The sequence below is a fragment of the Terrabacter sp. BE26 genome (assembly GCF_041941675.1).
Classification (GTDB): domain Bacteria; phylum Actinomycetota; class Actinomycetes; order Actinomycetales; family Dermatophilaceae; genus Terrabacter.
The window spans coordinates 1,723,405-1,747,800 of the sequence record NZ_CP090122.1; the positions used below are offsets into that span (position 1 = coordinate 1,723,405).

Annotated in this window: 17 protein-coding genes; 4 read left to right on the top strand and 13 right to left on the bottom strand. The window is 67.0% G+C overall.

Annotated features, from left to right (window positions below; translation table 11 throughout):
- Positions 1–32: 32 nt before the first annotated feature.
- From LQK93_RS08090 to LQK93_RS08100, 3 genes are all read right to left on the bottom strand, one after another.
- A complete protein-coding gene (locus LQK93_RS08090; RefSeq protein ID WP_374971027.1) occupies positions 33–3,023 on the bottom strand; it encodes a DEAD/DEAH box helicase in 2,991 nt (996 codons plus the stop codon).
- Positions 3,013–3,426: a (deoxy)nucleoside triphosphate pyrophosphohydrolase gene (locus LQK93_RS08095; RefSeq protein WP_374971028.1), complete on the bottom strand. Its 414-nt coding sequence runs from the start codon at positions 3,424–3,426 to the stop codon at positions 3,013–3,015. Before LQK93_RS08095 ends, LQK93_RS08090 begins: the two co-directional genes overlap by 11 nt.
- 328 nt (positions 3,427–3,754) lie before the next feature.
- Positions 3,755–4,168 (bottom strand): hypothetical protein, encoded by a 414-nt coding sequence (locus tag LQK93_RS08100; protein ID WP_374971029.1) that lies wholly within the window; start codon positions 4,166–4,168, stop codon positions 3,755–3,757.
- Between the two features lie 149 nt (positions 4,169–4,317).
- Here LQK93_RS08100 and LQK93_RS08105 point away from each other — a divergent pair, with 149 nt between their 5' ends.
- A complete protein-coding gene (locus LQK93_RS08105) occupies positions 4,318–5,181 on the top strand; it encodes a DNA adenine methylase (RefSeq protein WP_374971030.1) in 864 nt (287 codons plus the stop codon).
- Between the two features lie 176 nt (positions 5,182–5,357).
- Complete coding sequence (locus LQK93_RS08110) at positions 5,358–7,481, top strand: DGQHR domain-containing protein (RefSeq protein ID WP_374971031.1); 2,124 nt, start codon at positions 5,358–5,360, stop codon at positions 7,479–7,481.
- Between the two features lie 257 nt (positions 7,482–7,738).
- Here the strand turns inward: LQK93_RS08110 and LQK93_RS08115 are convergent, their stop codons facing one another.
- The 5 genes from LQK93_RS08115 to LQK93_RS08135 form a co-directional block, all read right to left on the bottom strand.
- A complete protein-coding gene (locus tag LQK93_RS08115) occupies positions 7,739–9,949 on the bottom strand; it encodes a DUF262 domain-containing protein (protein WP_374971032.1) in 2,211 nt (736 codons plus the stop codon).
- 265 nt (positions 9,950–10,214) lie between these two features.
- Positions 10,215–11,219 carry a glycosyl hydrolase family 32 gene (locus LQK93_RS08120; protein WP_374971033.1) on the bottom strand — a complete coding sequence of 335 codons (1,005 nt, stop codon included), beginning with the start codon at positions 11,217–11,219 and terminating at the stop codon, positions 10,215–10,217.
- Positions 11,220–11,222: 3 nt separating this feature from the next.
- On the bottom strand, positions 11,223–12,185 hold the full coding sequence (locus LQK93_RS08125; protein ID WP_374971034.1) for a carbohydrate ABC transporter permease: 963 nt from the start codon (positions 12,183–12,185) through the stop codon (positions 11,223–11,225).
- Positions 12,182–13,162: a carbohydrate ABC transporter permease gene (locus LQK93_RS08130; protein ID WP_374971035.1), complete on the bottom strand. Its 981-nt coding sequence runs from the start codon at positions 13,160–13,162 to the stop codon at positions 12,182–12,184. The genes LQK93_RS08125 and LQK93_RS08130 overlap by 4 nt, the downstream gene beginning before the upstream one ends.
- A 9-nt stretch (positions 13,163–13,171) precedes the next feature.
- Positions 13,172–14,464 carry an ABC transporter substrate-binding protein gene (locus tag LQK93_RS08135; protein WP_374971036.1) on the bottom strand — a complete coding sequence of 431 codons (1,293 nt, stop codon included), beginning with the start codon at positions 14,462–14,464 and terminating at the stop codon, positions 13,172–13,174.
- 215 nt (positions 14,465–14,679) lie between these two features.
- Between LQK93_RS08135 and LQK93_RS08140 the strand changes: the two genes are divergently transcribed.
- Entirely contained in the window at positions 14,680–15,702 is a 1,023-nt protein-coding gene (locus LQK93_RS08140) for a LacI family DNA-binding transcriptional regulator (protein ID WP_374971037.1), read from the top strand.
- Positions 15,703–15,775: 73 nt separating this feature from the next.
- Positions 15,776–18,559 carry a glycosyl hydrolase-related protein gene (locus LQK93_RS08145; protein ID WP_374971038.1) on the top strand — a complete coding sequence of 928 codons (2,784 nt, stop codon included), beginning with the start codon at positions 15,776–15,778 and terminating at the stop codon, positions 18,557–18,559.
- Positions 18,560–18,614: 55 nt separating this feature from the next.
- Here LQK93_RS08145 and LQK93_RS08150 read toward each other — a convergent pair whose 3' ends face one another.
- Genes LQK93_RS08150 through LQK93_RS08170 form a run of 5 tightly spaced genes read right to left on the bottom strand, consistent with a single transcriptional unit; the run spans position 18,615 to position 24,369 of the window.
- Entirely contained in the window at positions 18,615–19,910 is a 1,296-nt protein-coding gene (locus LQK93_RS08150) for a CehA/McbA family metallohydrolase (RefSeq protein ID WP_374971039.1), read from the bottom strand.
- Positions 19,907–20,986 (bottom strand): ABC transporter ATP-binding protein, encoded by a 1,080-nt coding sequence (locus LQK93_RS08155; RefSeq protein WP_374971040.1) that lies wholly within the window; start codon positions 20,984–20,986, stop codon positions 19,907–19,909. The genes LQK93_RS08150 and LQK93_RS08155 overlap by 4 nt, the downstream gene beginning before the upstream one ends.
- Positions 20,986–21,852 (bottom strand): ABC transporter permease subunit, encoded by an 867-nt coding sequence (locus LQK93_RS08160; protein ID WP_374971041.1) that lies wholly within the window; start codon positions 21,850–21,852, stop codon positions 20,986–20,988. Before LQK93_RS08160 ends, LQK93_RS08155 begins: the two co-directional genes overlap by 1 nt.
- Positions 21,849–22,829, bottom strand: coding sequence for a carbohydrate ABC transporter permease (locus tag LQK93_RS08165; RefSeq protein ID WP_374971042.1), 981 nt, complete (start codon positions 22,827–22,829; stop codon positions 21,849–21,851). Before LQK93_RS08165 ends, LQK93_RS08160 begins: the two co-directional genes overlap by 4 nt.
- 43 nt (positions 22,830–22,872) lie before the next feature.
- Complete coding sequence (locus LQK93_RS08170) at positions 22,873–24,369, bottom strand: extracellular solute-binding protein (RefSeq protein WP_374971043.1); 1,497 nt, start codon at positions 24,367–24,369, stop codon at positions 22,873–22,875.
- Between the last annotated feature and the right edge of the window lie 27 nt (positions 24,370–24,396).

Genomic DNA, 24,396 nt, shown 5'->3' on the forward strand with positions numbered 1-24,396 from the left:
ACTCGCCTCGTTCATCGCCTACCTGACCGAGCTCACACCGTGACCACGGGATGGAAGTAGTCGAAGAGGCTTGCCTGGATGGGTTCGGCGAACTTCAGGTGCATGCGCACAACTGGGAGGAGCTTTCCCGCGTCATCGGGCATCGTGGTCTCTTCGAAGTCCTGCGGCGCCGCGTCCCCCAGGTAGTAGAACTGCGAGCCCTCCGCGTCGTCCTTCTTGACGAAGACGCGCAGCTTGACGCGGCCTTTGACGATGTGATCCACCTCGGCACTGGCCAACGTTCGGCGCGACCGCGTGTACCAGAGCATCGTGGACTGGTCGAGCAACGCGTCCTCGTAAGCGGTGCTAGAGGCGATGCCATCACCCTTGTGAAGGGTCACGAAGATGGGGCAGTCGCCCGTCGCGACATCAGCGCGATACCCATAGAGCGTCGACGTGTATTTGCGGGGCCAGCCCAGGATTCGGCAGACCTCCTTCCGCGAATACTGCCGACCAGGTGTGAAGGGCCTGGTGGGGTCGTACAGGGCGGCAGCCATGGCTTCGCCGGTTCTTACGAGGTCGTCCACCTCGTTACGGAAGGCACGGGAACTTTGATAGTCCCAGCCAAACTCAGGCGTTAGAGCGACGCCGCCACCCTCGAGGCGCTGCATCAATCCAACCGTGTAGCGCTTCTGGTCAGCTTCGGCGTGCTGCTCGAGGGTGAAGGTGTCGATGACACTGTCGAGCAGGCGCTCGGATGCTAGGTCGCCGTGCAGCGCCAGTACTTCCCGGGCGTCTTGACGTTCCAGCGACTCGGACTCGAGTAGCGCTTTCAGAAGGCGAGTCTCACCTAGTCGTTTGGCTGTGAGCATCTCGTGAGACAACAGCTCGAGTGCTTTGCCCTGCCGCGGAGACAGGTCCGACTTCTCCTTGAGTGCAGCTTGGACCAGGGCCGGGTAGTGCTCGCGCCTGGTTGCCAGAACGATCGGATCCGTCGACTCGAATCGCCAGAAGTCCCACAGGCGCGGCACGCCACCCACGCGGTCTCGCATCGCCATCAGCGCGAGACGCAGCTTAGGCATGTCATCTAGGCGGGTCTGGCTGATCGACGCCAAGACGCGCGCTTCCGCGACCTTGTCGAAACGTACGCTCGAGAGGCCTGCGACGACGCCGATCTCCTCTGCCGCGATCAGGTTCTGCCGGACCGACTCCTTGTTGAGAGACTCATCGCCGAAGAGCGCGATGGGGATGAGGTAGTTGTTCGCGTAGTTGCCAATGAAGTCGACAACGACGAGGTACTCCTTGCCGGGGGCCTTGCGCAGGCCTCGTCCGAGTTGTTGCACGAACACGATGGCCGACTGCGTCTGGCGAAGCATGACGACCTGGTTCACGGTCGGAATGTCGACGCCCTCGTTGAAGACGTCGACCGTGAGGATGTAGTCAAGGTCGCCGCGTTCGAGTCGCTCGACCACCTCCTCGCGGAAGGGAATGGAATCGTCCCCGGTGAGCGCGACGGTGCGTAGTCGCTTGCCGTTCAGCGTCGCCTGGTTGAACGCTTCGGAGAGCTGTCGCGCCTCATCCTTGCGACTGCAGAAGATGAGGCCACGTGGCTGAATCCCGGCCTGCCCATAGGTCTCTAGAGCGTCGAGAACATGCCGGACGCGTTCTGGCGACGTCAGGCGCGTCAGGATCGCGAACTCGTCTGTGCTGGTTCCGTCCTCAAAGGAGATGTCAGCGATTCCGTAGTAGTGAAATGGCGCCAACATCTCTTCTTCGAGGGCTCTATTCAGGCGTATCTCGTACGGGACGACATAGTCAAAGAGCTCATAGACGTTGAACCCATCGGTGCGCTCGGGCGTGGCGGTCATTCCGAGCATGAAGTCTGGCTTGAGGTGCTTAAGGACCTTGAGATAGCTGGCCGCGCCGGCTCGGTGGACCTCGTCGACCAGCACGTAGTCGAAGGCTCTCGGATCGATCGACTCAAGCGTACTTGCCTTGGACAGGGTCTGGATCGTGGCGAAGATGAAAGGTCGGTCGATCTGTTTCGATCCGCCAGCGAGCTTGCCGAAGTCGCTCAATGGCCGATTGAGGACTCTGGCGTACTCCTGGATGGTCCGGTCCAAGATCTGCTCACGATGGACGATGAACAGCATGCGGTTAGGGTTGACGGCTCTGACGTCCAATGCCGAGAGGATGGTCTTTCCGGTGCCTGTTGCCGAGATGATGACGGCACGGTCGGCGCCGTCGGCGCGGGCCTCGGCAATGGCGGCCAGGGCCTCGCGTTGCATGCGGTTTGGCAGGATGGCCGGGCGCGCGGGAGGGGAAGCGGCATCAGTGGTTTCGCCTGAGGCTGACGCTGGAGCTTGGGCCTGGATCTCGATCGAGCCGTTGGTCGGGACCAGTGTCGTCACGCCCGCGAGCCCGTCGAGGGACCGAGGAGGTCGCGGCGGTGGTGCCTTGTAGGTGCTGGCGTACAGGTCTACCCAGTCTTGGGTGAGTGGATCGGAGTCCTGGATTTGCTTGTCGGTGAGCTGTTGGAGCTGTCTGCCAAGGTCGCTCGAGCGGGCGGCGGAAACCCGGAGGTTCCACTCATGATTCTTGACCAGCGCGGTCTCAGTGAGGTTCGAGCTCCCGAGCATCGCCGTCACTGAGTCGCCGTGCTCGAAGACGTACCCCTTGGGGTGGAAGGCCGGGGATCGATGGATTCGAACATCGAGCCCGTGCCTCTGCAGGCGAAGAAGCTCGGCAAAGGCAGCAGGCGAGTTAAAGGCCAAGTAGTCAGACGTCACGATCCGTCCCCGCCCCTGGAACTCGAGCAGGTCCGTTAGCAACAAGGCGACTGCGCGAGGGGAGACGAAAGCAACCGAGAACAGGAAGCTGTCGCACGTCGACAGCTCCTCGCGAATGACCCGGAGAGCAGTGTTGTCTGCGTCGTTGCAGACCAGCTGTGGATGACGTCGACGTGGCGCTACCCGTTCCGTGCCGAGATACCCGAACTGGACGTCGAGGGAGAGGTCGCCCAGCCAGTTGAAGTCAGTCGCCATGCGTCAGGTCACGCCTCACGCGCTCGACCGCGGGGATGTCTGCCGGCGCCCAAAGCAAGCCCTCCATCTCACCCGGGGTGCACCACCTGACTTCGTCGTGGTCGGTGAGGTGAGGCTCGCCGCCCAGCAGATCGCAGTAGAAGGTCGTCAAGACAATCGTCGCGAAGTCGTACTCGTGTCGTGTGGATTCAACTCGGGATCCAACGAGGACTTCGCAGCGAAGCTCTTCGTCGATCTCGCGGACAAGCGCCTCTCGCGGACTTTCACCCAGCTCCACCTTGCCGCCCGGGAACTCCCAGTGACCTGCCAATCGCCCTGACGCTCCTCGTCGTGCGCACAGAACCCGTCCCTCGGAGCGGATCACCGCCCCCACCACTGGGATAACCAACTTCTCCGCACTCACGCGGCTGAGCTTAGAAGGTTCCTGCGACAGGACATCAGCGGCTCGCGGGGACTGGGTTTCGTGCTGACCCGCGTGCTGACCCTGGTGGCAGGGGCTCCCCGCGTGACGGGATGGCCGAGCCGATAGCGAGCAGGGCCATGCTTCCGGCGAGGTTGCGAGGCTTGTGCTGGAAGTCGACACCATGCCTGCGGTTGCGGATGCGAGTAGGACGAGGGCGACACCGACGCAGTGGCCGAGCCGCTGCAGGGTTCACATGGTGCCGCCTACGAGCGCAGCACAGCATCCTCGCCGCTACCCGCGGTACCTGCTCGCGAGGACTCCTGTGATGTCAGGAGAAGTCCTGGTGCTCCACCGTCCAGCGAGTCAGCCGGGGCACTACCCAAGAGCTGTAGATCCAGACGGTCACCAAGGTGAGCGCCCACCACTTGATCCAGTTGCCGAAGAGACCGCCGCCGCTACCGGTGAACCGCAGCCTGCGGCCGTTGATGATCGTGTGCTGGGTGCGCCAGCGGTACTGCATGCAGATGGCCCACGGCAGGGCCAGCCTAAAGGTGACGATGGTGAGCACGGTGGCTCCGATGCCGACGAGAAGATGCGAGCCCGCGCCACCGTCGAACTGGAAGCTGCCTTCCGGACGACTCGACACGTTGATCACGACCGGCTGACCGACGGCTCCGGACACAGGGGCGGTCGGTGCGGGCCCGGCCTGTGGCGGGTTGGTGGACTGGAGCTCGTCTGACACGGCACATCTCTTCTAGCTCGGGCGCGGGCAGCGCGAGAACTGCCCGCGGATCCACGCCCGCAATGAACACCCATCCGGCGCGTCGCATCGTGAGGGGCTCAGCCGTTCAGATAGCATCGATGCGACCATCAGCAGAATAGGAGATTTGCGTGTCGTTGGCACTACCGGAACCTGAGGGAGCGCCGCGAACATGGTCACAGGTGGGCCAGCCACCCTTTCTGCGCTGGGCCGGCGGGAAGCGCTGGCTTGTCTCGTACATCGCAGAACTGACCGCTCACGCCACGATTCGCAATTACCATGAGCCTTTCGCTGGGGGCGCGGCGATCTTCTTCGGAACCAACTTTGGCAGCCGCTCGTACTTGTCTGATCTGAATGCCGACCTCATCGAGACGTACGCGGCCGTTCAGAGTTCTCCTGAGGAGGTGTGGGAGCGACTGCGGAAGTACCGCAACACCGAAGAGGACTACTACGCCGCACGTGCTGCCAAACCGCGAACGCCTCCTACTCGCGCAGCACGATTCATCTTCTTGAACCACACCTCGTTTAATGGGCTCTTTCGCGTCAATCTTCGAGGCGAGTATAACGTTCCGTACGGCTACAAACCGTCCGACAATCGACCGGACTTGGAACAGCTTAGGTCTGCTAGCACCCGCCTTAAGTCAGCAACGCTCGCAGTATGCGACTTCGTAAGCGCTCTTCAGAACGTTGGAGAGGGCGATCTCGTCTTCCTGGACCCTCCCTATACCGTCGCTCATAACAATAACGGTTTCGTTAGGTATAACGATAGACTTTTTCTTTTTGCCGACCAGCAGCGCCTCAGTAGCATGATCGACCAGTTGCGAAGTCGCGGCGCCTACTACATCATGACAAATGCCGCGCATGCATCTATTCGGGAGCTTTTCGAAAAGGGGGACAGGCTCGTGGAGACGAGTCGTAAGAACAACGTCGGCGGAAAGTCTGCCATCCGTGGCCGGGCCACCGAATACCTCTTCACGAATTTGCCCAGAACATGACGCTTCCACCGCCAGGCGAACTGATTCGAGACGGCCTGCTCCCCGCTAAGAGCGTGCCGGCTGAAACACGCCGCAGGCTGTCCGCTGACCTATACATCACCGTGCCTCCGACTCGCATACCCGAGTTGGAAGACAACGGATGGGTGGTGGACAAGCGCAATAAGAGGTCGGTTCGCATGCGCAAGCCCAAGCCTCACGACATTGCATTCGAGGACCGCGTCTGGGCCACCTTCGCAAAACTCGGCTTCACGTCGCTGAACAAGGACCGGAGCCTCACACTCAAATACGGGGCAGGCAATAACGAGTGCCAGCAGATCGACGTATTCGCCGCGGATGACGACGTCGTCCTGGTGGTCGAGTGCAAGTCGAGCACAGAAACTCGGACTGGGCAGTTCAAGAAAGAGATCGAAGCCATTCAAGGGCAGCGCGCCGGTATTCTTCGAACGATTAAGACCGAGTACGCAAGCCATAAGGTCAAGTTCATCTTGGCGACCAACAACTACGGCGTCACGAAGCTGACCGGCGAGCGTATCGCCTCGGCGGGCATCATCCACATGAACGAAGAGGTCATCGACTACTACCTTGGGCTCGCCGATCACCTGGGGGAGGCGGCGCGGTTCCAGCTCCTCGGGAACCTGTTCGCTGGTCAAAAGATCCCAAACCTGGATCACGAGGTAGTGGCGATCGAGGCTTCAATGGGCGGTCACAAGTACTATTCCTTCTCGATCGAACCGGACCGTCTGCTCAAGCTCGCCTACATCCTGCATCGCAGCAAGGCGAACTCCGGCCTGATGCCGACCTACCAGCGGCTGATAAAGAAGACGAGGCTCAAGAACGTCGCCCAATTTGTCGAGTCAGGCGGATACTTCCCGAACTCGCTCATCTTGAGCCTCGACGGCGGAGCTCGCGGCCTCCAGTTCGACCCTTTTTCTAAGCAGTCCGGGCAGACCCGCGCGGGCATTCTGCACCTCCCTCAAACCTTTCGTGCCGCTTACGTGATCGATGGGCAGCACCGGCTTTACGGCTATTCGGCCAGCTCCCGTGCAGCGACTGACCTCATCCCAGTCGTGGCGTTCGCGTCGCTGGCTCGCTCTGACCAAATGCGGCTGTTCATGCAGATCAACGAGAATCAGCAGGCTGTGCCGAAAAACTTGCGCAACACGTTGAATGCGGACCTGTTGTACGCCTCCGACGACCTGCGCGAGCAGGCAAAGGCGCTCAAGCTGGTCGTAGCGCAGCGCCTAGGCGAGGACAAGGCTTCGCCGCTTTACGGGCGCATTCAGGTCGGTGAAGATTCAAAAACGCCACTCCGCTGTCTTACGATCGACGCTGTGGCCCGCGGCTTGGACCGCGCCGGATTTATTGGCACGTTTACCAAGACGGAAGTCAAGGAGATCGGCACGTTCTACCGTGGTTCAAACGACGCAACCGGCGACGCGCTGTTCGAGTACATCACCCTGGGGATCGACCACGTAAGACGGCACCTCGACGTCCAGTACAAGCTGGGCAGCTCCGAGGGCGGCTTCGTCTTCATCAACAACGGTATCGAGTCCATCATCCGGGTCTTAGGGGACATCGTGCTCCATCTAGCGTCACAGGACAGCGACTACGACCCTAGAACGCAGGATCCACAGACGCTGTTTGAAGACGCTATCCCCTACTTGGACTCAATGATTGACCACCTCGCAGGCCTTGGAACAAGCGACGGCCTTGAGTATCGGCAACTCTACGGCTCAGGGGCTGGAACGAAGTACTGGCGACGACTACAGCAAGCCATCAACGAGGCGCGTCCGGAGTTCGAGCCGGCCGGCCTGGCCGAGTACATGCGCGATGAGCAAAAGCAGTTTAACGACGAGTCCCGCGACATGATCGACGCGCTTGAGGCGTACATGAAGGACGACGTTCGTAAGCGTCTCGAGGACAAGTACGGCGCGGACTGGTTCAAGCTCGGCGTACCGCGAAATCTCCGCGTCGAGGCCGGCAAGATGATGATCGAAAGAAACGCTGACCGCACCGCGGGGCAAGAGATTTCCGAATGGGACTGCCTCTACATCGTGAACTATCGCGATGTCATGACCCAAACACAGGACGTGTGGCGAGAGCTGTTCGAGAAGCGCTATACACCTCCAGGTGACGAGCGGAAGCCCGGCGGCTGGAAAGCGCGTAGCAGTTGGATCGCGAAGGTGAACGATCTCCGCAACGACGTTGCACACCAACGCACGGTGTCCATCGACGACCACGACTTCTTGGTCACTCTGCACACTTGGCTTGTCCGCGGACAGACAGACAACGACCTGTAGCCACACTGCGATTTGCCACGGCCGACGGCGAACCGTGTCTCCCTTCCCGCTTACGAGCGGGTCCGGCGTAGCCTTCGAGAGGATCGTGCAGCGCCCGCGACGCGCAGAGGAAGAACAGGTGGTACTGCTCGCCGTCGTCGACGGTCCAGAAGTCCCACACACCGGCCTCGCGGAGTAGCAGGAGGCGTCCGCAGTGACCGCTTAGACCATCAGTAGACGCAGGACACATACAAGGCCCCTGCGCAACTACAGGGACGTCACTCTCGCTTCAGCATCTCGCGCAGTTCAGCCAAAGTCTTCCCCGAAGGGTCGTGTGTCCAAGTGATCCACCCATTCACCGAGCTACCGAGCATTTTGCTCAACGCTGTCGATGGCGCACGGAAAGGGCCAAGGACGGTATCCAAACCCCCAGAGGAAGTGATAGTCGCCGTGTAGGTCCGGCCGCTTCGCACCTTCGTGTGGCGCAGGACGTCTCCGGGTGCCACGAGCCCGCGATGTATGAGGGGTAGAAGATCTCCCTGGACGTCGTTCGTCACGCGGTGCCGTTGAGCTGAAACTGTGGGCGGGGCGGAAGCAGCCACCACGATCTCAGCGGGCTTCGTCACCCTGGGAGTGCCCAGGTCGGGCGGGGTAGTGCCTGAACGCGGCCACAAACGCAGGGCTTCTCGAACCAGCGCCTCTTCGCGCAGCAAGATTCGTTGCTCGTCCCACTCGGCGGTCCACTCTTCCTGCGCGAACTCGTGCGCCCCGTCTGGGGATGTCAGGATGGAGGCGGTGGTGAGGCGCGCAAGGCTGTGCGTCTGTAGCGTCCGCCGCTTCTTGTCCCACGGCTCGTTGCTCAAAGTGGAGTTCAGGCTCTGCGTCGCCAGAGTGAGGTTGCCAAGCCGGTGGACGGCCTCTTGGCGCCGGAGGTGCTCCTCCTCAGTCGCGTCGGCAGGCAATCGCCAATGGGCTTCCCACTTGACCGGCATAACGTGTTCGATAGTCAAGTGCTTGGCTGCCGCGCGATGAGGCAGTGCCGGCTCGCTTCGGCTGTTGTGCAACGCGTTCTCCAGGCCGACCAGCAGGGCGCGAAGCCTTGGGCGAACTATGTCGACATAGAGATTGCTATTCCTAAGGGCCGCCGCGAATTGCCCATCATCAGGCCACATACGACTGGGGGCGGTCTGGGCCGCCAGACCCTCGACAAGAGATTCTCCAGCATGTTGCGGATCCACCGCTTTGATGGACCCGAGCAGGCTGCCGAACAGTCGGTTGTAGTCGCTCGTTGTCAGTCGACATATGGCACGGCGCATGAGGAACGAGTCGATGGCCAGAGTTCCAATCTCAGCCTGTTCTTGCGGAATTGCGCTAGTTGCGTGAAGGAACAAGACCAATGGCCATGGGGTCGTCGTGCCTGTGGCATCGAGTCGGTCCAGCGCCTGCGCCACAGGGCTTGTCATTGGCAGGTGCTGCAAGCGGTCCATGGTGTCTGCGTAGACGCGTATGTCTCGGATCACGTCGGCCGCCCGGGCTCGCGATGCACGCATCCACCGCTTGATGTCCTCGAAGAGATGCTCAACGGAAGACTCCTCGCCACGCTGCGCGGCGAGCCAGTACGCGAGCAAGCTGTCTACACGGACGCGCTTGATGCGACCGGTCGTGACCTCTGAGCGCCAATGGTCACTATCAAGGACGGACCAGTGCGAGCTGAGGAGCTCCCCCTCGAGATGATGGTCGCCTTGTCGGTCCAGAAGCTGGAACAGGAAGTTCTTCACGAGGTCGGCCGCGTCGAGACGAACTCCACGATGGTTGAGCGCCTCGAAGATAACTTGAGGGTCATCCGTCGGGTCCAAGTAGATGCTGACGACCTTGATCCGGTTCTCGACGGCGAAATGCAGGAAGTCGAGCCGCTCGCTCGCCGAAGCTGCTTCCGCCAGCCAGTCCCTCAAGGCGGCCTCGAACCAGTGTGATGCTCGAACCAGACGATGGCGCCCGTCCGGCGCCGCGCCGGCATGACCGGGATCCCGTAGCGCCCATTCGAAAGCAGGTGCGTCGTGGGCCAACGGGACCACCTTGTACCGGTCCTCAGGGTGGTCGGTGTCCAGGCTGACGCGATTGCGCACCAAGGCGGCGAAACTGTCGGCCGCGTGCACCGCGCCGAGTTCGACGGCAACCCGACGGGCTGCGGCGAGGAAAACTTGGAAGGTCGTGAGTCGCTGCTGTCCGTCGATCACCATCGACATCTGCGTTCGTCTGGGGACGGGACTACGGGACTGCGTGACCACTGCGCCAAGGAAATACTCCGATGGCGCCTCCTCTGACTGAACTGACTCCTTTTCGGCCGCCTCCGCCGCCTTCCGAATGTCCTCCCAGAGCGGTAGCCAGTTCTTCGATTCATCCCACACGTACGGCCGTTGGAATATCGGGATCACGTACCGGTGGTCCTTGTTGAAGACAGCACCGAGAAGTTCGTCTGCGGCCTTCATATGAGGCACCCCGAGATCATGCGCCTCACCCTAGCCATGCGCTGGTCGAGACAGCGGGTTCTCATCCAGCTGGCTCGCGAATGGGGCGACCATACTGTCGGGGCGTTTGGCCCTCATCGGATGGACCCGGGATGTGCGCTGACCACCGCGTCAGACTGCCGTTCCGCAGCCCACATAGTTCGATGCGCACTCCCACCGACAAGGCGCGCTACTCGAGGCGCTTAGGCCCGCCGGAGGCGCAGCTCGGGTGCGCACCCCATAGTTTTCAGGCTCTCACATCAGCTTTGTCGGCAGCCGGCATGAGGGCCAGGCGGTCACCGTCCCAGGTGACGGCATACGGGTCGGTGATCTCGCCGACGAAGGCGCCGTCGCGGTCGTGGACGAAGGCGAGGAACTTCGTCTCCCCCGTGTCGCGGTCGGTGACGAACTTGCCGACGTAGAGCGACGGGTCGTCGATCACTTGGGCGCCGGCGATGTCGTATGGCCCGAGCGGCCCCTCCGCCTGCGCGATCCACACCCCGCCCGTCACGTCACGGGAGCGTGCCGCCTCCGGCATGTCCCCGACGAAGCAGTTGAAGAGCAGCACCTGACGGCCGTCGACGACGAACGGCTGCAGCACCTCGAGCTGGCCGAACCCCTGCCCGGGCGTGGACAGCGGCGGCCGCAGCTCCCACGTCTCCAGATCAGAAGACCACGCGTGCCCGACCACCCCGCGGTCCACCCGGTCGGCAGGATCCCCCGCCGGACCTGGGACCGACCGCGCCGTGATCAGCATGTGCCACCCATCCCCCTCAGGATCGGGCAGCACCCACGGGTCGCGGAACGCCTCGTCGTGCCAGTTGCCCTCCGGCGGCGGCGCATACGTCTCGTAGATCTGCCCGTCCGCCTGCAGCACCGGCCCGGGCGCCTTGTGCCACTCGAGGAGGTCGGTCGAGACGGCATACCCGATGGACTGGCGGTTCGCGCCCGTCTCGGGGATGAGCGTCGAGCCGGTGTAGAACATGAACCAGCGCCCGTCCGGGTGCCGCACGGTCGACCCGGTCCACATCGCGAGGTCGTCGAAGGCCGGCGCGTCCGAGCGCACGAGCGCGTCCGTGACCCGCTCCCACTTGACCAGGTCGTGCGAGACCGCGTGCCCGACCGAGGCCCGGTAGTGCCGGGCGTGCGGGTCGTGCAGCGCCCGCGACGCGTAGAGGAAGAACAGGTGGTACTGCTCGCCGTCGTCGACGGTCCAGAAGTCCCACACCCACGCCTCGGGGAGCTTGAACACGAGTCAGCCTTTCACGCCACTGCTGGCGATGGAGTTGATGAACGATCGCTGGAAGGCGATGAAGAGGACGAGCACCGGTGCGGTGATCATCGACGCGTACGCCATGATCTGCCCCCACGAGGTGTTGAGCTGCTTGAAGTAGTCGATACCCACCATGACGGGTCGAAGCTCCTCCGTCTGCACCGACATCAGCGGCCAGAGGTACTGGTTCCACGTCGGCAGGAAGGTGAGGATCGCGACCGTCGCGATCGCCGGCCCCGACAGGGGCATGACGATGCTGCGGTAGATCCGGAACCAGCCCGCGCCGTCGACCTTCGCCGCCTCGTCCAGCTCCTTCGGGATCGAGTCGAAGTACTGGTAGAAGAGGAAGATCGAGAACGCGTTCGCGACGAACGGCACGATCTGCACCTGGTAGGTGTCGAGCCACCCCTCCGTGAGCCCGTCCGGCCCGAGGAAGGGCAGCTTGTTGACCCACCACAGCAGCGGCAGCGCCAGCGTCTCGAACGGCACGATGAGCGTCGCGAGGATGACCGCGAGCACGATGCCCGCGCCGCGGAAGCCGATCCGCGACAGGGCGAACGCCGCCATCGAGTTGACCACGAGCCCGAGCACGACCGTCGTCACCGTGATGACGACGGAGTTGATCATGAACTGCGCGAAGGGAACTCGCCCGAAGACGCCGCTGTAGTTGTCGAGCGACAGGTCCCCGGTGGGCGCGAACGCCTTCCAGCTGCCCAGGTCGCCGAAGATCTGCAGGTCCGGCTTGAAGCTGCTGACGAACATGAAGACCAGCGGCAGCCCGAAGACGAGGCACAGCACGATGCGTCCCACCAGGGCCAACAGGGGGCGTATGCCGTGTCGCCCCTCCCCGCGGCGGCGCGGTGCCGTCGGGGTCGAGTCGGCGACGTGGGCGAGGTGGTCCGGCCCGAGGCCGGGACCGAAGTCCGGTGCGGTCGCGGTGCTCATCGGGCGTCCTTGTCTCGGGTGAAGTAGCGGTTGACGAGCGTGACGGCGAGGACGAGCACGAAGAAGGCGAGCGAGATCGCCGACGCGTAGCCGGTCTGCTGCTGCTGGAAGCCGGTGCGCACCGCCATGAGCACGACCGTCGAGGTCGAGTCGAGCGGGCCGCCTTGGGTCATGATGTTGACCTGGGTGAAGAGCGCGAAGGCCGAGATCGTGATCGTGATGAGGATGAAGGTCCGCGTCGCCCGCAGGCCGGGCCACGTGACGTAGCGGAACTTCTCCCACCGGCCGGCGCCGTCGAGCTCGGCCGCCTCGTAGAGCTCGCCCGGGATCGTCTGCAGGCCGGAGAGCCAGATGACCATGTGGAAGCCCATCGCCTGCCACGCCGACATGAGGATGATCGCCAGCAGCGCCGTCTTCGGGTCGCCGAGCCAGTCCGGGCCCTCGATGCCGAACTTCAGCAGCACCTGGTTGATGAGCCCGTTCTTCTGGTACATGAACAGCCACAGCATCGACACGACGACCATCGAGGTCACGACCGGCAGGAAGTAGACGGTCCGGAAGAAGTTGACCCCGCGCATCTTCACGTTGACGAGCAGTGCCAGGCCGAGCGCGCACGCCGACTGCACCGGCACGATGACCGCCGCGAAGATGATCGTGTTGCGCAGCGAGGCCCAGAACGTCTCGTCCTCGAAGAGCCGCACGAAGTTGTCGGCCCCGACGAACTCCGCGGGCCGCGGCGAGATGAGCCGGGCGTTGGTGAACGCCAGGCCGAAGGTCAGCCCGATCGGCACGAGCAGGAACGTGACCAGCAGGACCGCGGCCGGCGCCAGCATGAGCAGCGCCACCGTGGTCGAGGATCGGGAGCCGATGCGGGCGCCTCCCCCGGCCGCCCGGGCCGCCCGGCCCCGCCGCCGACTCTGCGACGGCGACGGGGACGGGGCGGCCGAGGACTGCCCGGCTGCAGTGGTGGTCGTCATGTCAGTCACTCACTGGAAGTAGCCGTTGGACTTCTGGTTGGCGTCGATGTTCTTGACCGCCTGGTCGAGCGACTGCTTGGGGTCGGCGCCGTTGAGGATGTCCTGCGCGGTCTTGCCGAACTCGGTCGCGATGAAGGGGTAGCCCGGCGTGACGGGCCGCAGCACGGCGTACTTCTTCGCGTACTCGAGGAAGAGCTGGTTCTCCCCGCCCTTCTCGTAGCCCTTGACCTGGGCGGCCGCGGCGTCGGTCGCCGGGATGTTGTTGGTGTCCCGGGCGACGTTGGCGACGTACTTGTCCTGCGCGGCGAACTTCATGTAGTCCATGGCGCCGGCGGGGTCGGAGCAGTTCTGCGAGACGCCCCACTGCCACGAGCCGCCACCGATCTTCGGGCCGTTGCCGAGGTCCGGCGGCGGGAGGAAGAGGGTGTCCTTGCCGAACGCCTTGCGGGCGTCGACGGCGGTCCAGGTGCCGTTGTAGAGGATGGCCGACTTGCCGCCGATGAAGTCCTTGGCCGGGTCGGCGCCGGACTTGAGCGGGACGAGCTTGTCGGTGACGAGGCTGCGGAACCACGTCGCCCACTCGACCGCCTTCGGGCCGTTGAGCACGCCCTCGGCCGACTTGTAGTCCTTGCGGTCGATGAGGTCGCCGCCGAAGCTCTGCAGCATCGGGGAGTACGCGTAGGGCCACCACTCGCCGGTGAAGCTCGTCGCGATGTCGAGCGGGTTCTGGAAGTCGCCGGAGGCCTTGATCTTCTTCAGGGCCGCCATGAACTCGTCCTTGGTCCACGGCTGGTCAACGGTCGGGACGCGGATGCCGTACTTGTCGAGGATCGTCTTGCGGGTCACCATGACGAGCGCGACGTCGTAGTAGCCGTAGGAGTAGGTCTTGTTGTCCCACTTGCCGAGCACGGTCGGCAGGTACTTCGACAGCGTGCTGTCGAGGCCGGTGAGCGGCGCGAGGTAGCCGGCCCACGCCCAGTTCGGCACGTTCGGGCCGTCGATGTCGAGGATGCAGGGCAGCTTCTTGCTCGCGGCGGCCGCGACCACGGACTGGTTGTAGGAGTCCTGCGGGAAGGCCTGGACCTTCACCTTGTACTTGCTCTGGCTCGCGTTGTAGTCGTCGACGATCTTCGTGATCGCCGCGAGCTCGGCCTTGTTGCCGGCGTTGTGGGTCCACATCGTCAGCTCGCCGCCGCCGGAGGCGCTCGAGCTGCCGCCCTTGGTGCAGGCGGCCATGGAGAGGGGCAGCGCGGCCGCGAGCAGGCCGACGGCAACGCGCTTGGTCTTCGAGGTGAGCTTCATCGGTTCCTCCGGGGTGGTCAGGTCAGCACCGCTGCTAAAACCTTTCAGCGCCGACGGTAGCGGGCACTGGCCCGAGCGCGCAAGGGTTTGCTAAAACCTTCCCACCTGCGAAGACGTGCGGATCGTTCGCTACTCTGCGGTACGCTGGCGGCAGCGCCCGCTGGGAGGCGAGCACACGGCATACGCCATCGACGACAACGGAACCTGGGGGGCACGTGGGCAAGCGACCGACCCTGGCCGACGTCGCCGAGCGGGCCGGGCTCTCGAAGACGGCGGTCAGCCTCGTGCTCAACGACCGCCCCGGTTCACGCCTGTCGGCCGACGCGGTCACGCGCATCCACGAGGCCGCGAGCGAGCTCGGCTACCGCCCCAACGCGCAGGCGCGCTCGCTGCGGCTCGGGACGACGGGAACGATCGGCTTCATCTCCGACGACGTCACCGTCACCCGCTTCGCCTCCGCGATGATCCGCGGGCTGCTCGACGCGGCCGACGAGCGCGACCGCGGCGTGCTCATCGCCGAGACGTTCCACCGGCCCAAGCAGCTGCGCCGGGCGATGGAGGCCATGGCCGACCGGCAGGTCGACGGGATCATCTTCGGCGCGCTCGCCGCGCGGCTGCTCGACCTGCCCCCGGTGCCCGACGGCATCCGCGCCGTCACCGTCAACTGCGTCAACCCCGGCGTCCCCGTCGCCGTGCTGCCCAACGAGGAGCAGGCCGGGTATGCCGTCACCCGACAGCTGCTCGACGCCGGCCACGGCGCGGGGCTGGGAATCATCGGCGACGCGCCCATCGCGCGCACCGACCCCCGGGTCTCCGTGACGATCAGCCGGCGCTTCGACGGGATCGAGCGTGCCCTTCGGGAGGCTGGCGTCACGCCGGTGGCGGTGGAGGACATCGAGAAGTGGGAGCCGTGGAACGGCTACGACGCCACGAAACGCGTGCTCGAGTCCGGCGCGCCCGTGACCGGGCTCCTCTGCCTCAACGACCGGGTCGCGTTCGGTGCACACCAGGCGCTGACCGAGCGCGGGCTGCGGGTGCCCGACGACCTCTCCATCGCCTCGTTCGACGACGACGAGCTCGCGTCGTACCTGCGGCCGGGGCTCACGACGGCGCGGCTGCCCTACGAGGAGATGGGGCGGCAGGCACTCGAGCTCCTGTTGCAGCCGGACGCGGCGCCGGGCGAGCACCTCGTCGACATGCCGCTGCAGGTGCGCGGCTCGATCCGTTCGCTCGACTGAGCCTCGCGGGCAGGCAGATTCGCCGGGTTCTCCGACGGGCGCCCGGCTCGGTCTGCTGAGAGGATCGTGAGCCATGACCTCGACGGTGTGGCTCGTCCCCCACACGCACTGGGACCGGGAGTGGTACGAGCCCTTCCAGCGCTTCCGCCTCCGGCTCGTCGACCTCATGGACGACGTCGTCGACCGCGCCGAGGCCGAGCCCGACTTCCGCTTCACCATGGACGGGCAGATGGCCGCGGTCGACGACTACCTCGAGGTGCGGCCCGAGCAGACCGAGCGGGTGCGGGCGCTCGTCGCCCGCGGCCAGCTCGCCATCGGCCCGTGGCGGGTCCTCATGGACGAGTTCCTCTGCTCCGGCGAGACGATGATCCGCAACCTCGAGGTCGGGATGGCCGACGCCTGCCGGCTCGGACCCGTCATGCCGATCGGCTACCTCCCCGACATGTTCGGCCACTGCGCGCAGATGCCCCAGCTCCTGCGCCATGTGGGCATCGAGCAGGCCGTCGTCTACCGCGGCGTCCCTGCCGAGGTCGACCGCCACGAGTTCTGGTGGCGCTCCCCCGACGGCACCGGCATCCGCACCGAGTTCCTCGCCAACAGCTACGGCAACGCCGCCGACGTCTTCGGCAGCGGCGCTGCCGGCGCGCGTCTCGAGGCGCGCCTGCGCACCCAGTCGGGTGCGTATGCCGACGATTTCCTCGCGATGTACGGCACCGACCACGCCGCTCCCCTGCCGTCGCTCATGGCCGAGGTCGCGGCTCTGCAAGCGGTCGAGGGCGGCCCGCGCGTCAGCGTCGCCACCCTCACCGAGTACCTCGCCGAGCCTCGCACGCCTCAAGGGCAGCTGCGCACGGTCGAGGGCGAGCTGCGCAGCCACGCGCGCGCCAACATCCTGCCCGGCGTGCTGTCGGTGCGCTGGCAGCTCAAGGAGGCGATGGCCCGCACCGAGCGCCTGCTGACCCGGTGGGCCGAGCCGTTCGCCGCCCTCTACCTGCCCGCCCTGCCCGGCCACTACCTGTCCATGGCGTGGCGGCGGGTCATCGACTCCTCCTGCCACGACTCGGTCACCGGCTGCGGCGTCGACGAGACGGCCGTCCAGGTCCTCGCCCGCCTGCAGGAGGGCGAGCACGCCGCGCAGGCCGTCCGCGACCGCGCCCTCACCCTGGCAGCGGCGATCGCCCCGGCCGGATCGCTTGTCATCGCGAACCCCCTGCCCACGGAGCGCGAGGACGTCATCGACGTGACCGTTCCCGTGCCCGAGCACTGGTCCGCGGTCGGCTTCGAGCGGCCCGGCGGCAGGGTGGTGGCCGCCCAGGAGATCTCCCGCCCGACCACCGAGCTGGCCCGCGAGACCGTCCGGTCGGCGGATCTGCCCCGGCTCATGCACCGCGTCCACGACCGCGAGCTGTTCGGGCTGCAGGTGCGCGACATCGAGCTCGACCCCGAGGCGCGCCGCGTGACCTTCCGGCTCGCCGACCACGGCGACCCGGACTTCGACGCCATCGCCGCCGAGGCCCTGCTGCACGGCGCTGCCGACGCAGCCCCGGCCGACGCCCCGTGGGAGGTCGTCACCGCGGACGAGCCGCGGCGACGCCTCGCCGCCGCCGTGACGACCCCGGCGCTGGGCTGGACCACCGTGCGCGTCGCCGAGCTGACTGCGACGACGCGGACCGCACCGTCGAGTGCGACCGGGCGACCCGGCATACGGCAGGGCGACCGCGTGCTCGACAACGGGCTCGTGCAGGTGCGCGTCGACGACGACGGCACCCTGACCGTCACCGCCGACGGCGTCACCCTCCGCGGGGTCGGGCGGCTCGTCGACGGCGGCGACCCCGGCGACTCCTACAACTACGCACCGCCCGCTCGCGACGTGCGGGTGAGCGAGCCGACGGCCGTGGCCGTGACGGCGCTCGGCAGCGAGGGACCCGTGGTCGGCGCGCTGCGCGTCGACCGCCGCTACGAGCTGCCGGCCACGAGCGACCTCGCCGGCCGGTCCGAGACGACGGAGCCGACCGCCGTGGCGATGCACGTCGAGCTGCGGGCCGGCGAGCCCTTCGTCCGCCTGCGGCTCGACTGGCTCAACGTCACCCGTGACCACCGGCTGCGGGTCCACGTCCCCACCGCCGAGCCGGCCGCCGTGTCGCACGCCCAGGGCCAGCTCGCCGTCGTGGAGCGCGGCCGCACCGCCGAGGCCGGTCCGGTCGGCGAGTATCCGCTGCCGACCTTCCCGGCCGAGCGCTTCGTCGACGCCGGCGGCGTCGCGGTGCTGCTGGGCCGCACCGTCGAGTACGAGGTCGTGGACTCACCGGACGGCGGCACCGAGATCGCCGTGACGGCGCTGCGCTCGATCGGCTACCTCAGCCGCAACGTCCACCCCTACCGCAGCGAGCCGGCCGGCCCACAGCTGCCCACGCCGGACGCGCAGGCGGTCGGCCCCTGCCACCTGTCGCTGGCCGTCATGCCGCACCAGGGCTCGTGGGCCGCAGCGGAGGTCGCGGAGGCGACGGAGGCCTACCTGCACCCGGTGGTCGTGACGCGCGGCGCGGCACCGGCCGGCGGGCCCCTGGCGCAGGCCGAGGGCCTGAGCCTGCTGGGCGCCGGCGTCCAGCTCGTCTCGCTGCGGCGCCGGGCCGATGCCGACACCGCTGTGGAGGTGCGCCTGGTCAACACCTCGGCCCAGCCCACCGTCGCGGTGCTCGGGTTGGGCGCGGTGGCGGTCCGGTCCGTCGCTCGCGTCGACGGCCTCGGCCGCGAGCTGGCGGAGCTGCCAACCGAAGAGGGTCGGGCGCGGATCCCGCTGCGGCCGTGGGAGATCGCGGCCGTACGCGTCGACGTCGCGGCGCCGCTGCAGCCCTGACGCCGGGCGCGCGGCCACTGTCGAGGCCGCGCGCCCGGGGCCGGCGATGGTGAGCTCAGCGGCAGAGGGCGTGCACCACGCGGTCGTCGTCCTCGAGCCAGCACGGGCCCGGGTCGGCGGCCACCGAGACCCGGTCGTCGAGAAGGCGGCGGCGCGCCTGCCCGGGTCCGGTGAGCATCAGCCCCTCGGCGTCCAGCGCCACGAGCCGGTCGCCGTCGCGGAGCAACAGCGGGCCGTCCACGCCGGCACTGACCGCCGTGCGCCCGGCGCGCACCGCGCCGACGATGTCGTCACCCTCGGCCAGCACCCACGTCGTCGGGGAGCCGGGCAGGTCGTCGCTGCCGGCGTGGTGGAAGTCGCTGCCGCCGATCGGGACCGTGTCGGGGGTGAGGAGCCACCACGCCAGCGGTGCTCCCCACGTCGGCACCTGCGCCCAGGAGGAGTGCCACACCTCGGCCACGGGCGGCGAGTCCACCGGTAGCAGCCACGCGCAGTCGCCTCCGAGCGGATGGTTGACCGACATCACCCCGCCGCGGGCCTGCGCCTGCTCCGCCCACGTCTGCGGCGGGCTGCGGAAGTCGACCAGTCCCACGTCGCCGAGGACGTTCGCGTGCCCGACGTCGCGGGTCACCTCCTGGCCGGGGACGAGCCGTATGCCGTGCCGGCGCCCCGCCGCGGGGAGGTACGGGTGGTGGCTCGTCGTGTTGTGGTCGGTGACCGCCAGGAAGTCGAGGCCGCGCGAGGCAGCCAATGCCGCAAGGCCACCGACGGGCAGGGACCCGTCGGAGTGGATGGTGTGCGAGTGGAAGTCGCCCGCGAGCCACGTCAGCCCGTCCACCGACGGCAGCTCTCCGCGGCCACGCGAGGCCCGCAGCGACCGCGACCGGAGGCGCGACGCGCTCCCGTCGCCGGCCCCGACCGAGGCTCCGTCCCGCACGACCGGCGGTGGCTCCTCCGGCTCGGCCCGCCGGTGCCCGGTGACCACCGAGCCGTCGACCGCCCGCACCGTGACCTCCATCGTGACCCCGTCGACCGGGACCCGATGCAGGCCGACCAGCACCGACCAGGTCCCTGCCGCGACCGGCTGGGGCGCGTAGCCCGGCGTCGCCCACCCCTGCGAGACGACGACGCTGCTCCGTGCCCCGCCCGACCAGCCGACGTAGCCCCGCGGCCCCTCGAGGCCCAGGTCGAGCACGCAACCCGGCCTGGCGGCATACGCAAGCTCGATCTCGATGGCCCCGATCTCGCGCGGCACGTCGAAGGAGAGCGCGCGGATCTGGGCCTCCGCCCGGTCGGCAGGGAGCCACTCCCTCGTCACGCGCAGCAGCGTCGTGGTGGTCGGGGACGTCATGGGGAGAGCAGCTCGCCCTCCTCGTCGTAGACGAGCACCCTCCCTGCGACGGGCGCGACCCGCACGGGCGCACCCGCCTCCGGCTCCGACCCCTCGGGGACGACCGCCTGCACCCGCTGGCCGTCCTTGGTCTGCCCGGTGACGAGGACGCTCGCGCCGAGGTTCTCGGACGTCTCCACCTCCCCCTCGAAGACGAGCGGTCCGTCGGCGTCCGTCCGGGCGTACTCCGGCCGGAAGGCCACGGTCACGACACCGTCAGGGGCGTCGGCGGGGGCCCAGCCCGCGGCCACGGCGTCGACCGCCTCGAGGGCACCGACGTGCAGCCGACCGCCGAGGAGCTTGCCCGACAGCATGTTCATCGGTGTCGAGCCGATGAAGTTGGCCACGAACGTGTTGGCCGGGCGTCGGAAGATCTCCGACGGCGTGCCGAGCTGCCGGATCCGCCCGGCCTCCATGACCGCGATCTGGTCGGCCATCGCGAGCGCCTCGCTCTGGTCGTGCGTGACGAAAACGGTGGTGACGCCGAGGTCGCGCTGGAGCCGCTTGAGGAAGGTGCGCGCCTCGAGCCGTAGCCGGGCGTCGAGGTTGGACAGCGGCTCGTCGAGCAGGAAGGCGCTCGGCTGGCAGGCCATCGCACGCGCGAGCGCGACCCGCTGCTGCTGACCGCCCGAGAGCTCGCCGGGCCGCCGGTCCATCAGCGTCGACAGGCCGAGGCCCTCACCCGTCTCGTTCGCCTTGGCGGTGCGCTCGGCTCGCCCGACCTTCTTGATGCGCAGCGGGTAGGCGATGTTGTCGGTCACCGACATGTGCGGGAAGAGGGCGTAGTCCTGGAAGACCATCGCCACGTTGCGGTCCCCCGGCGACAGCGAGGTGACGTCGCGGTCGCCGATGCCGATGCCGCCGCCCGTGGCGTCCTCCAGGCCGGCGATGGTGCGCAGCAGCGTCGTCTTGCCGCAGCCGGACGGACCGAGGAGGGCGAAGAACGAGCCGTCCTCGATCGTCAGGTCCAGACCGTCGATCGCGGTCACGTCTCCCGGGTAGACCTTGCTCAGGCCCTCGATGTGGATGCTGGCCATCAGCTCTTGATGCCTCCATGGAAGCGGAACCCGTAGCGCCGGTTGACGAACAGGTAGAGCGCCACCACGGGCAGCGCGTAGACGAGCGAGAACGCCGAGATGAGAGGCAGATTCGCCTGGCCGCCCTCGGAGTAGAACGTGTACATCACCACGCCGGCCGGGATCTTCGCCGGGTCGCGTAGCAGGATGTAGGAGGTCAGGAAGTCGCTCCACACGTTGACCAGCGCCCACACCGCGATCGTCGCGAGGCCCGGGCGCACGACCGGCAGCACGACGTGGCGCAGCACCTGCGTGGGGCTCGCCCCGAAGACGCGGGCGCTCTCCTCGTAGGACTTCGGCGTGCCGTCCATGAAGTCCTTGAGGATGAAGATCGCCGCCGGCAGCAGGCCACCGGTCAGCACGAGCACCACCCCGGAGCGGTCGTCGATGAGGTTGAGCTGGAACATCAGCTGGAAGATCGGCACCATCGCCGCCGTCCCGGTGACGATCGAGCTGAGCAGCAGCAGCCCGTAGAGGATGCCGTTGCGTCCCGGGATGCGTACCCGCGAGAGGGCGTATGCCGCGAGCGCCGCGAGCGCCGTCACCCCGAGCATCGTGCCCACCGCGAGGTAGACGGAGTTCTGGAGGGAGGAGAACGCGTACGGGTTCTCCGAGAGCTTGCGGAAGTTGTCGAGCGTCCAGTCGGGCCAGCTGACGTCGAGACCGGGTCTGGAGTCGAACGGGGCCGTGACGAGCCACAGCATCGGCAGCGCCCAGAAGGCGATGACCGCGGCGAGGAACGCTACGAGCGCCAGGCGCCCGACGACGGACCGGGGACTCCTGGGACTCCTTGGTCTCTGGGATCGATGGGGTCTCTTCGGGCTCATCGGCGCTCCCGGAGCAGGCGGACGTAGAACAGCGCGATGACCAGGTTGATGACGAGCATGATGAACGAGATGGCCGAGCCGTAGCCGAGCTGGCCGCCGTAGAGGGCCTTGTTGTAGATGAAGACGGGCAGCGTCTCGCTCGCGTGGTTCGGGCCGCCGGCGGTGAGCAGGTACGGCGAGAAGTCGTTGAAGGTCCAGAGGCTGATCAGCAGGGTGTTGGTCAGCACGTGACCGCGGATGTGCGGCAGGACCACGTCGCGCAGCTGGGCGAAGGTGCCGGCCCCGGCCAGCCGCGCGGACTCGAGCTGGGAGGGTGGCACCGCACCGAGCGCCGCGGAGAAGAGCAGCATCGAGAAGGCCGTGCCGCGCCAGGTGTTGAAGACGATGATCGAGCCCATCGGGTGCTCGAGCAGCCACTCGGTCCCCGGCGTGTGCAGCAGGCCGTTGAGGGTGCCGCCCTGGCCGGACAGGTAGGCGACCCAGAGGAAGGCGACGATGGAGCTCGGCAGGATCCACGCCAGCAGCACGAGGGTCTCGATGCCGGCCCGCACCAGCTTCGGGACGCTGCGCATCGTCCACGCCAGCGCGAAGCCGGCGCAGGTCTGGCCGATGACGGCCGACCCGAGGACGAAGAGCAGCGTCAGCCACAGCGAGTTGCGGAAGTCCGGGTCGGCGATCGCCTCGCGGAAGTTGTCCAGGCCGATGACCTGTGGGGATGCGGCCTGCAGCCCGGTGAGCCGGTAGTCCGTGGCGCCCAGGTAGACGGTCCAGACCGCTGGGACCACGAGGAAGGCGACGACGAGGATCAGCGCGGGGGCCACGAACAAGGCGGCTCGGGGGCGTCCGAGCCCGGCGGCGTCACCGCTGGTGGATGACCGCGGTCGCGGCGGCTTCGTCTTCTTCCGAGGGGCGAGCGCGTCCGAGGGCAGGGCGGCATCGGACGACGCGCCGGAGCCGGAGGACAGCGACGTGGTCACCGGGTGCCCGCCTCCCCCAGCCGAGGCGGGCACCCGACGATCGTCACGAGGAGGCCACCTTGTCGGCCCCGCCGACGGCCTTCTCGACCGCTGCGCCGTAGGCCTTCGCTGCCTCGTCGACGTTCTTGCCCGACACGATGTCGGCCGTCGCCTGCTGCAGCGCCTGCGACACCTGCGGGTAGACGGCGAGCCCCGGGCGGTAGTGCGTCACCGGCAGCACCTTCTCGGAGATGAACGACAGGAGCGGGTCCTTGGCCAGCACCTTCGCGTTGACGTCCTGGCGCGCCGTCACCTTCGCCGAGCCGTGCAGCAGCGCGTTGATCGCGTCGGCCGAGCCGATGAACTGCATGAGCTCCCAGGCCTGCTGGGGGAACTTGGTGTTCGGGTTGAGGAAGTAGCCGCCGCCACCGGACATGGACACGTGGTCGGTGCCACCGACTCCGCTCCCCGGCTCGCGCGCCGGGATGAACGCCCAGCCGACGTCGGCGTCGCGCGAGGCCATCGGGTTGGCGCCCTGGTCGGGGTTGACGACCGACCGCCAGAAGTAGTCACCCTCGAGGAGGATGCCGACCTTGCCGGCGGCGAAGGCCGCGAAGGACTGGTCGCGCCCCTTGGCCGCCTGCTGGAAGTTCTTGTCCTCGAGTCCCTGGTCGAGCAGCTGCTTGTAGAACGTGAGGACGTCGCGGACGGCCTTGGTGTCGCCCTGCCACTTGCCGTCGGAGTAGATCTCCGAGCCGGCTCCGGCGAGCAGCGGCAGCACGCCCTGCATGGTCGTGGCCTCACCCATCGCCGTGCCGGCGTTGATCTGGATCGGGTCGATGCCCTGGACCGACTTGAGCTTGGCGCCTGCGTCGAGGATCTCCTGCCACGACTTCGGCTGCCAGTCAGCGGGCAGGCCCGCCTGGGCGAACAGCTTCTTGTTGAAGTAGAGGACGCGGCCGTCGGTGCCGGCCGGGATGCCGTAGACCTTGTCCTCGAACGAGACGTTCGCCTGCACGGCCTTGGGGATCTGAGCCCAGCCCTCCCAAGACGTGACACCCGAGCCGGCGACCTCGGAGAGCGGCTTGAGGAAGCCGGCTTGCGCGAACTCGCCCACCCAGATGCCGTCCAGCGCCATGACGTCCGCGCCCGCGCGGCTCTTGAGGTCGAGGGCGACCTTGGTCTTGTACTGCTCGTCGTCCACACCGGACGGCTGGAAGGTGACCTTGACGTTGACGCCCTTGGCCTTCTGCTGCTGGGTGAACGTCGGGATGACGTACTTGGCGTACCAGTCCGCCTCGTCCGCGTTCTTGCCACCGGCGATGGAGTTCGACGTGATCGTGAGCGTCACGTCCTTGGCGCCGGCGTTCTGGGACGGGCTGTTGCTGGCGGAGGAGGAGCGGTCGCAGGCCGCCGCGCCGACGATGGCCAGGCTGGACACCACGACGGCCAGGACCGTGCGGCGGGAGGTGCGGCGGGAGGTGCGGCGCGGGGCGCGGTGAGGTGCAGGGTGGGCCGTGCGCGGGTCGGCCGCTGACGGTTGCTCGTTCGTGGGTTTCATCGATCGGCTCCTTCTCTGTTCGGTCGG

Coding starts and splice junctions, on each gene's coding strand:
- LQK93_RS08110 (WP_374971031.1), top strand. CDS start 5,358: ATGCGCAAGCCCAAGCCTCACGACATTGCATTCGAGGACCGCGTCTGG.
- LQK93_RS08115 (WP_374971032.1), bottom strand. CDS start 9,949: ATGAAGGCCGCAGACGAACTTCTCGGTGCTGTCTTCAACAAGGACCAC.
- LQK93_RS08150 (WP_374971039.1), bottom strand. CDS start 19,910: ATGACGTCCCCGACCACCACGACGCTGCTGCGCGTGACGAGGGAGTGG.
- LQK93_RS08135 (WP_374971036.1), bottom strand. CDS start 14,464: ATGAAGCTCACCTCGAAGACCAAGCGCGTTGCCGTCGGCCTGCTCGCG.
- LQK93_RS08155 (WP_374971040.1), bottom strand. CDS start 20,986: ATGGCCAGCATCCACATCGAGGGCCTGAGCAAGGTCTACCCGGGAGAC.
- LQK93_RS08125 (WP_374971034.1), bottom strand. CDS start 12,185: ATGAGCACCGCGACCGCACCGGACTTCGGTCCCGGCCTCGGGCCGGAC.
- LQK93_RS08160 (WP_374971041.1), bottom strand. CDS start 21,852: ATGAGCCCGAAGAGACCCCATCGATCCCAGAGACCAAGGAGTCCCAGG.
- LQK93_RS08170 (WP_374971043.1), bottom strand. CDS start 24,369: ATGAAACCCACGAACGAGCAACCGTCAGCGGCCGACCCGCGCACGGCC.
- LQK93_RS08130 (WP_374971035.1), bottom strand. CDS start 13,162: ATGACGACCACCACTGCAGCCGGGCAGTCCTCGGCCGCCCCGTCCCCG.
- LQK93_RS08090 (WP_374971027.1), bottom strand. CDS start 3,023: ATGGCGACTGACTTCAACTGGCTGGGCGACCTCTCCCTCGACGTCCAG.
- LQK93_RS08145 (WP_374971038.1), top strand. CDS start 15,776: ATGACCTCGACGGTGTGGCTCGTCCCCCACACGCACTGGGACCGGGAG.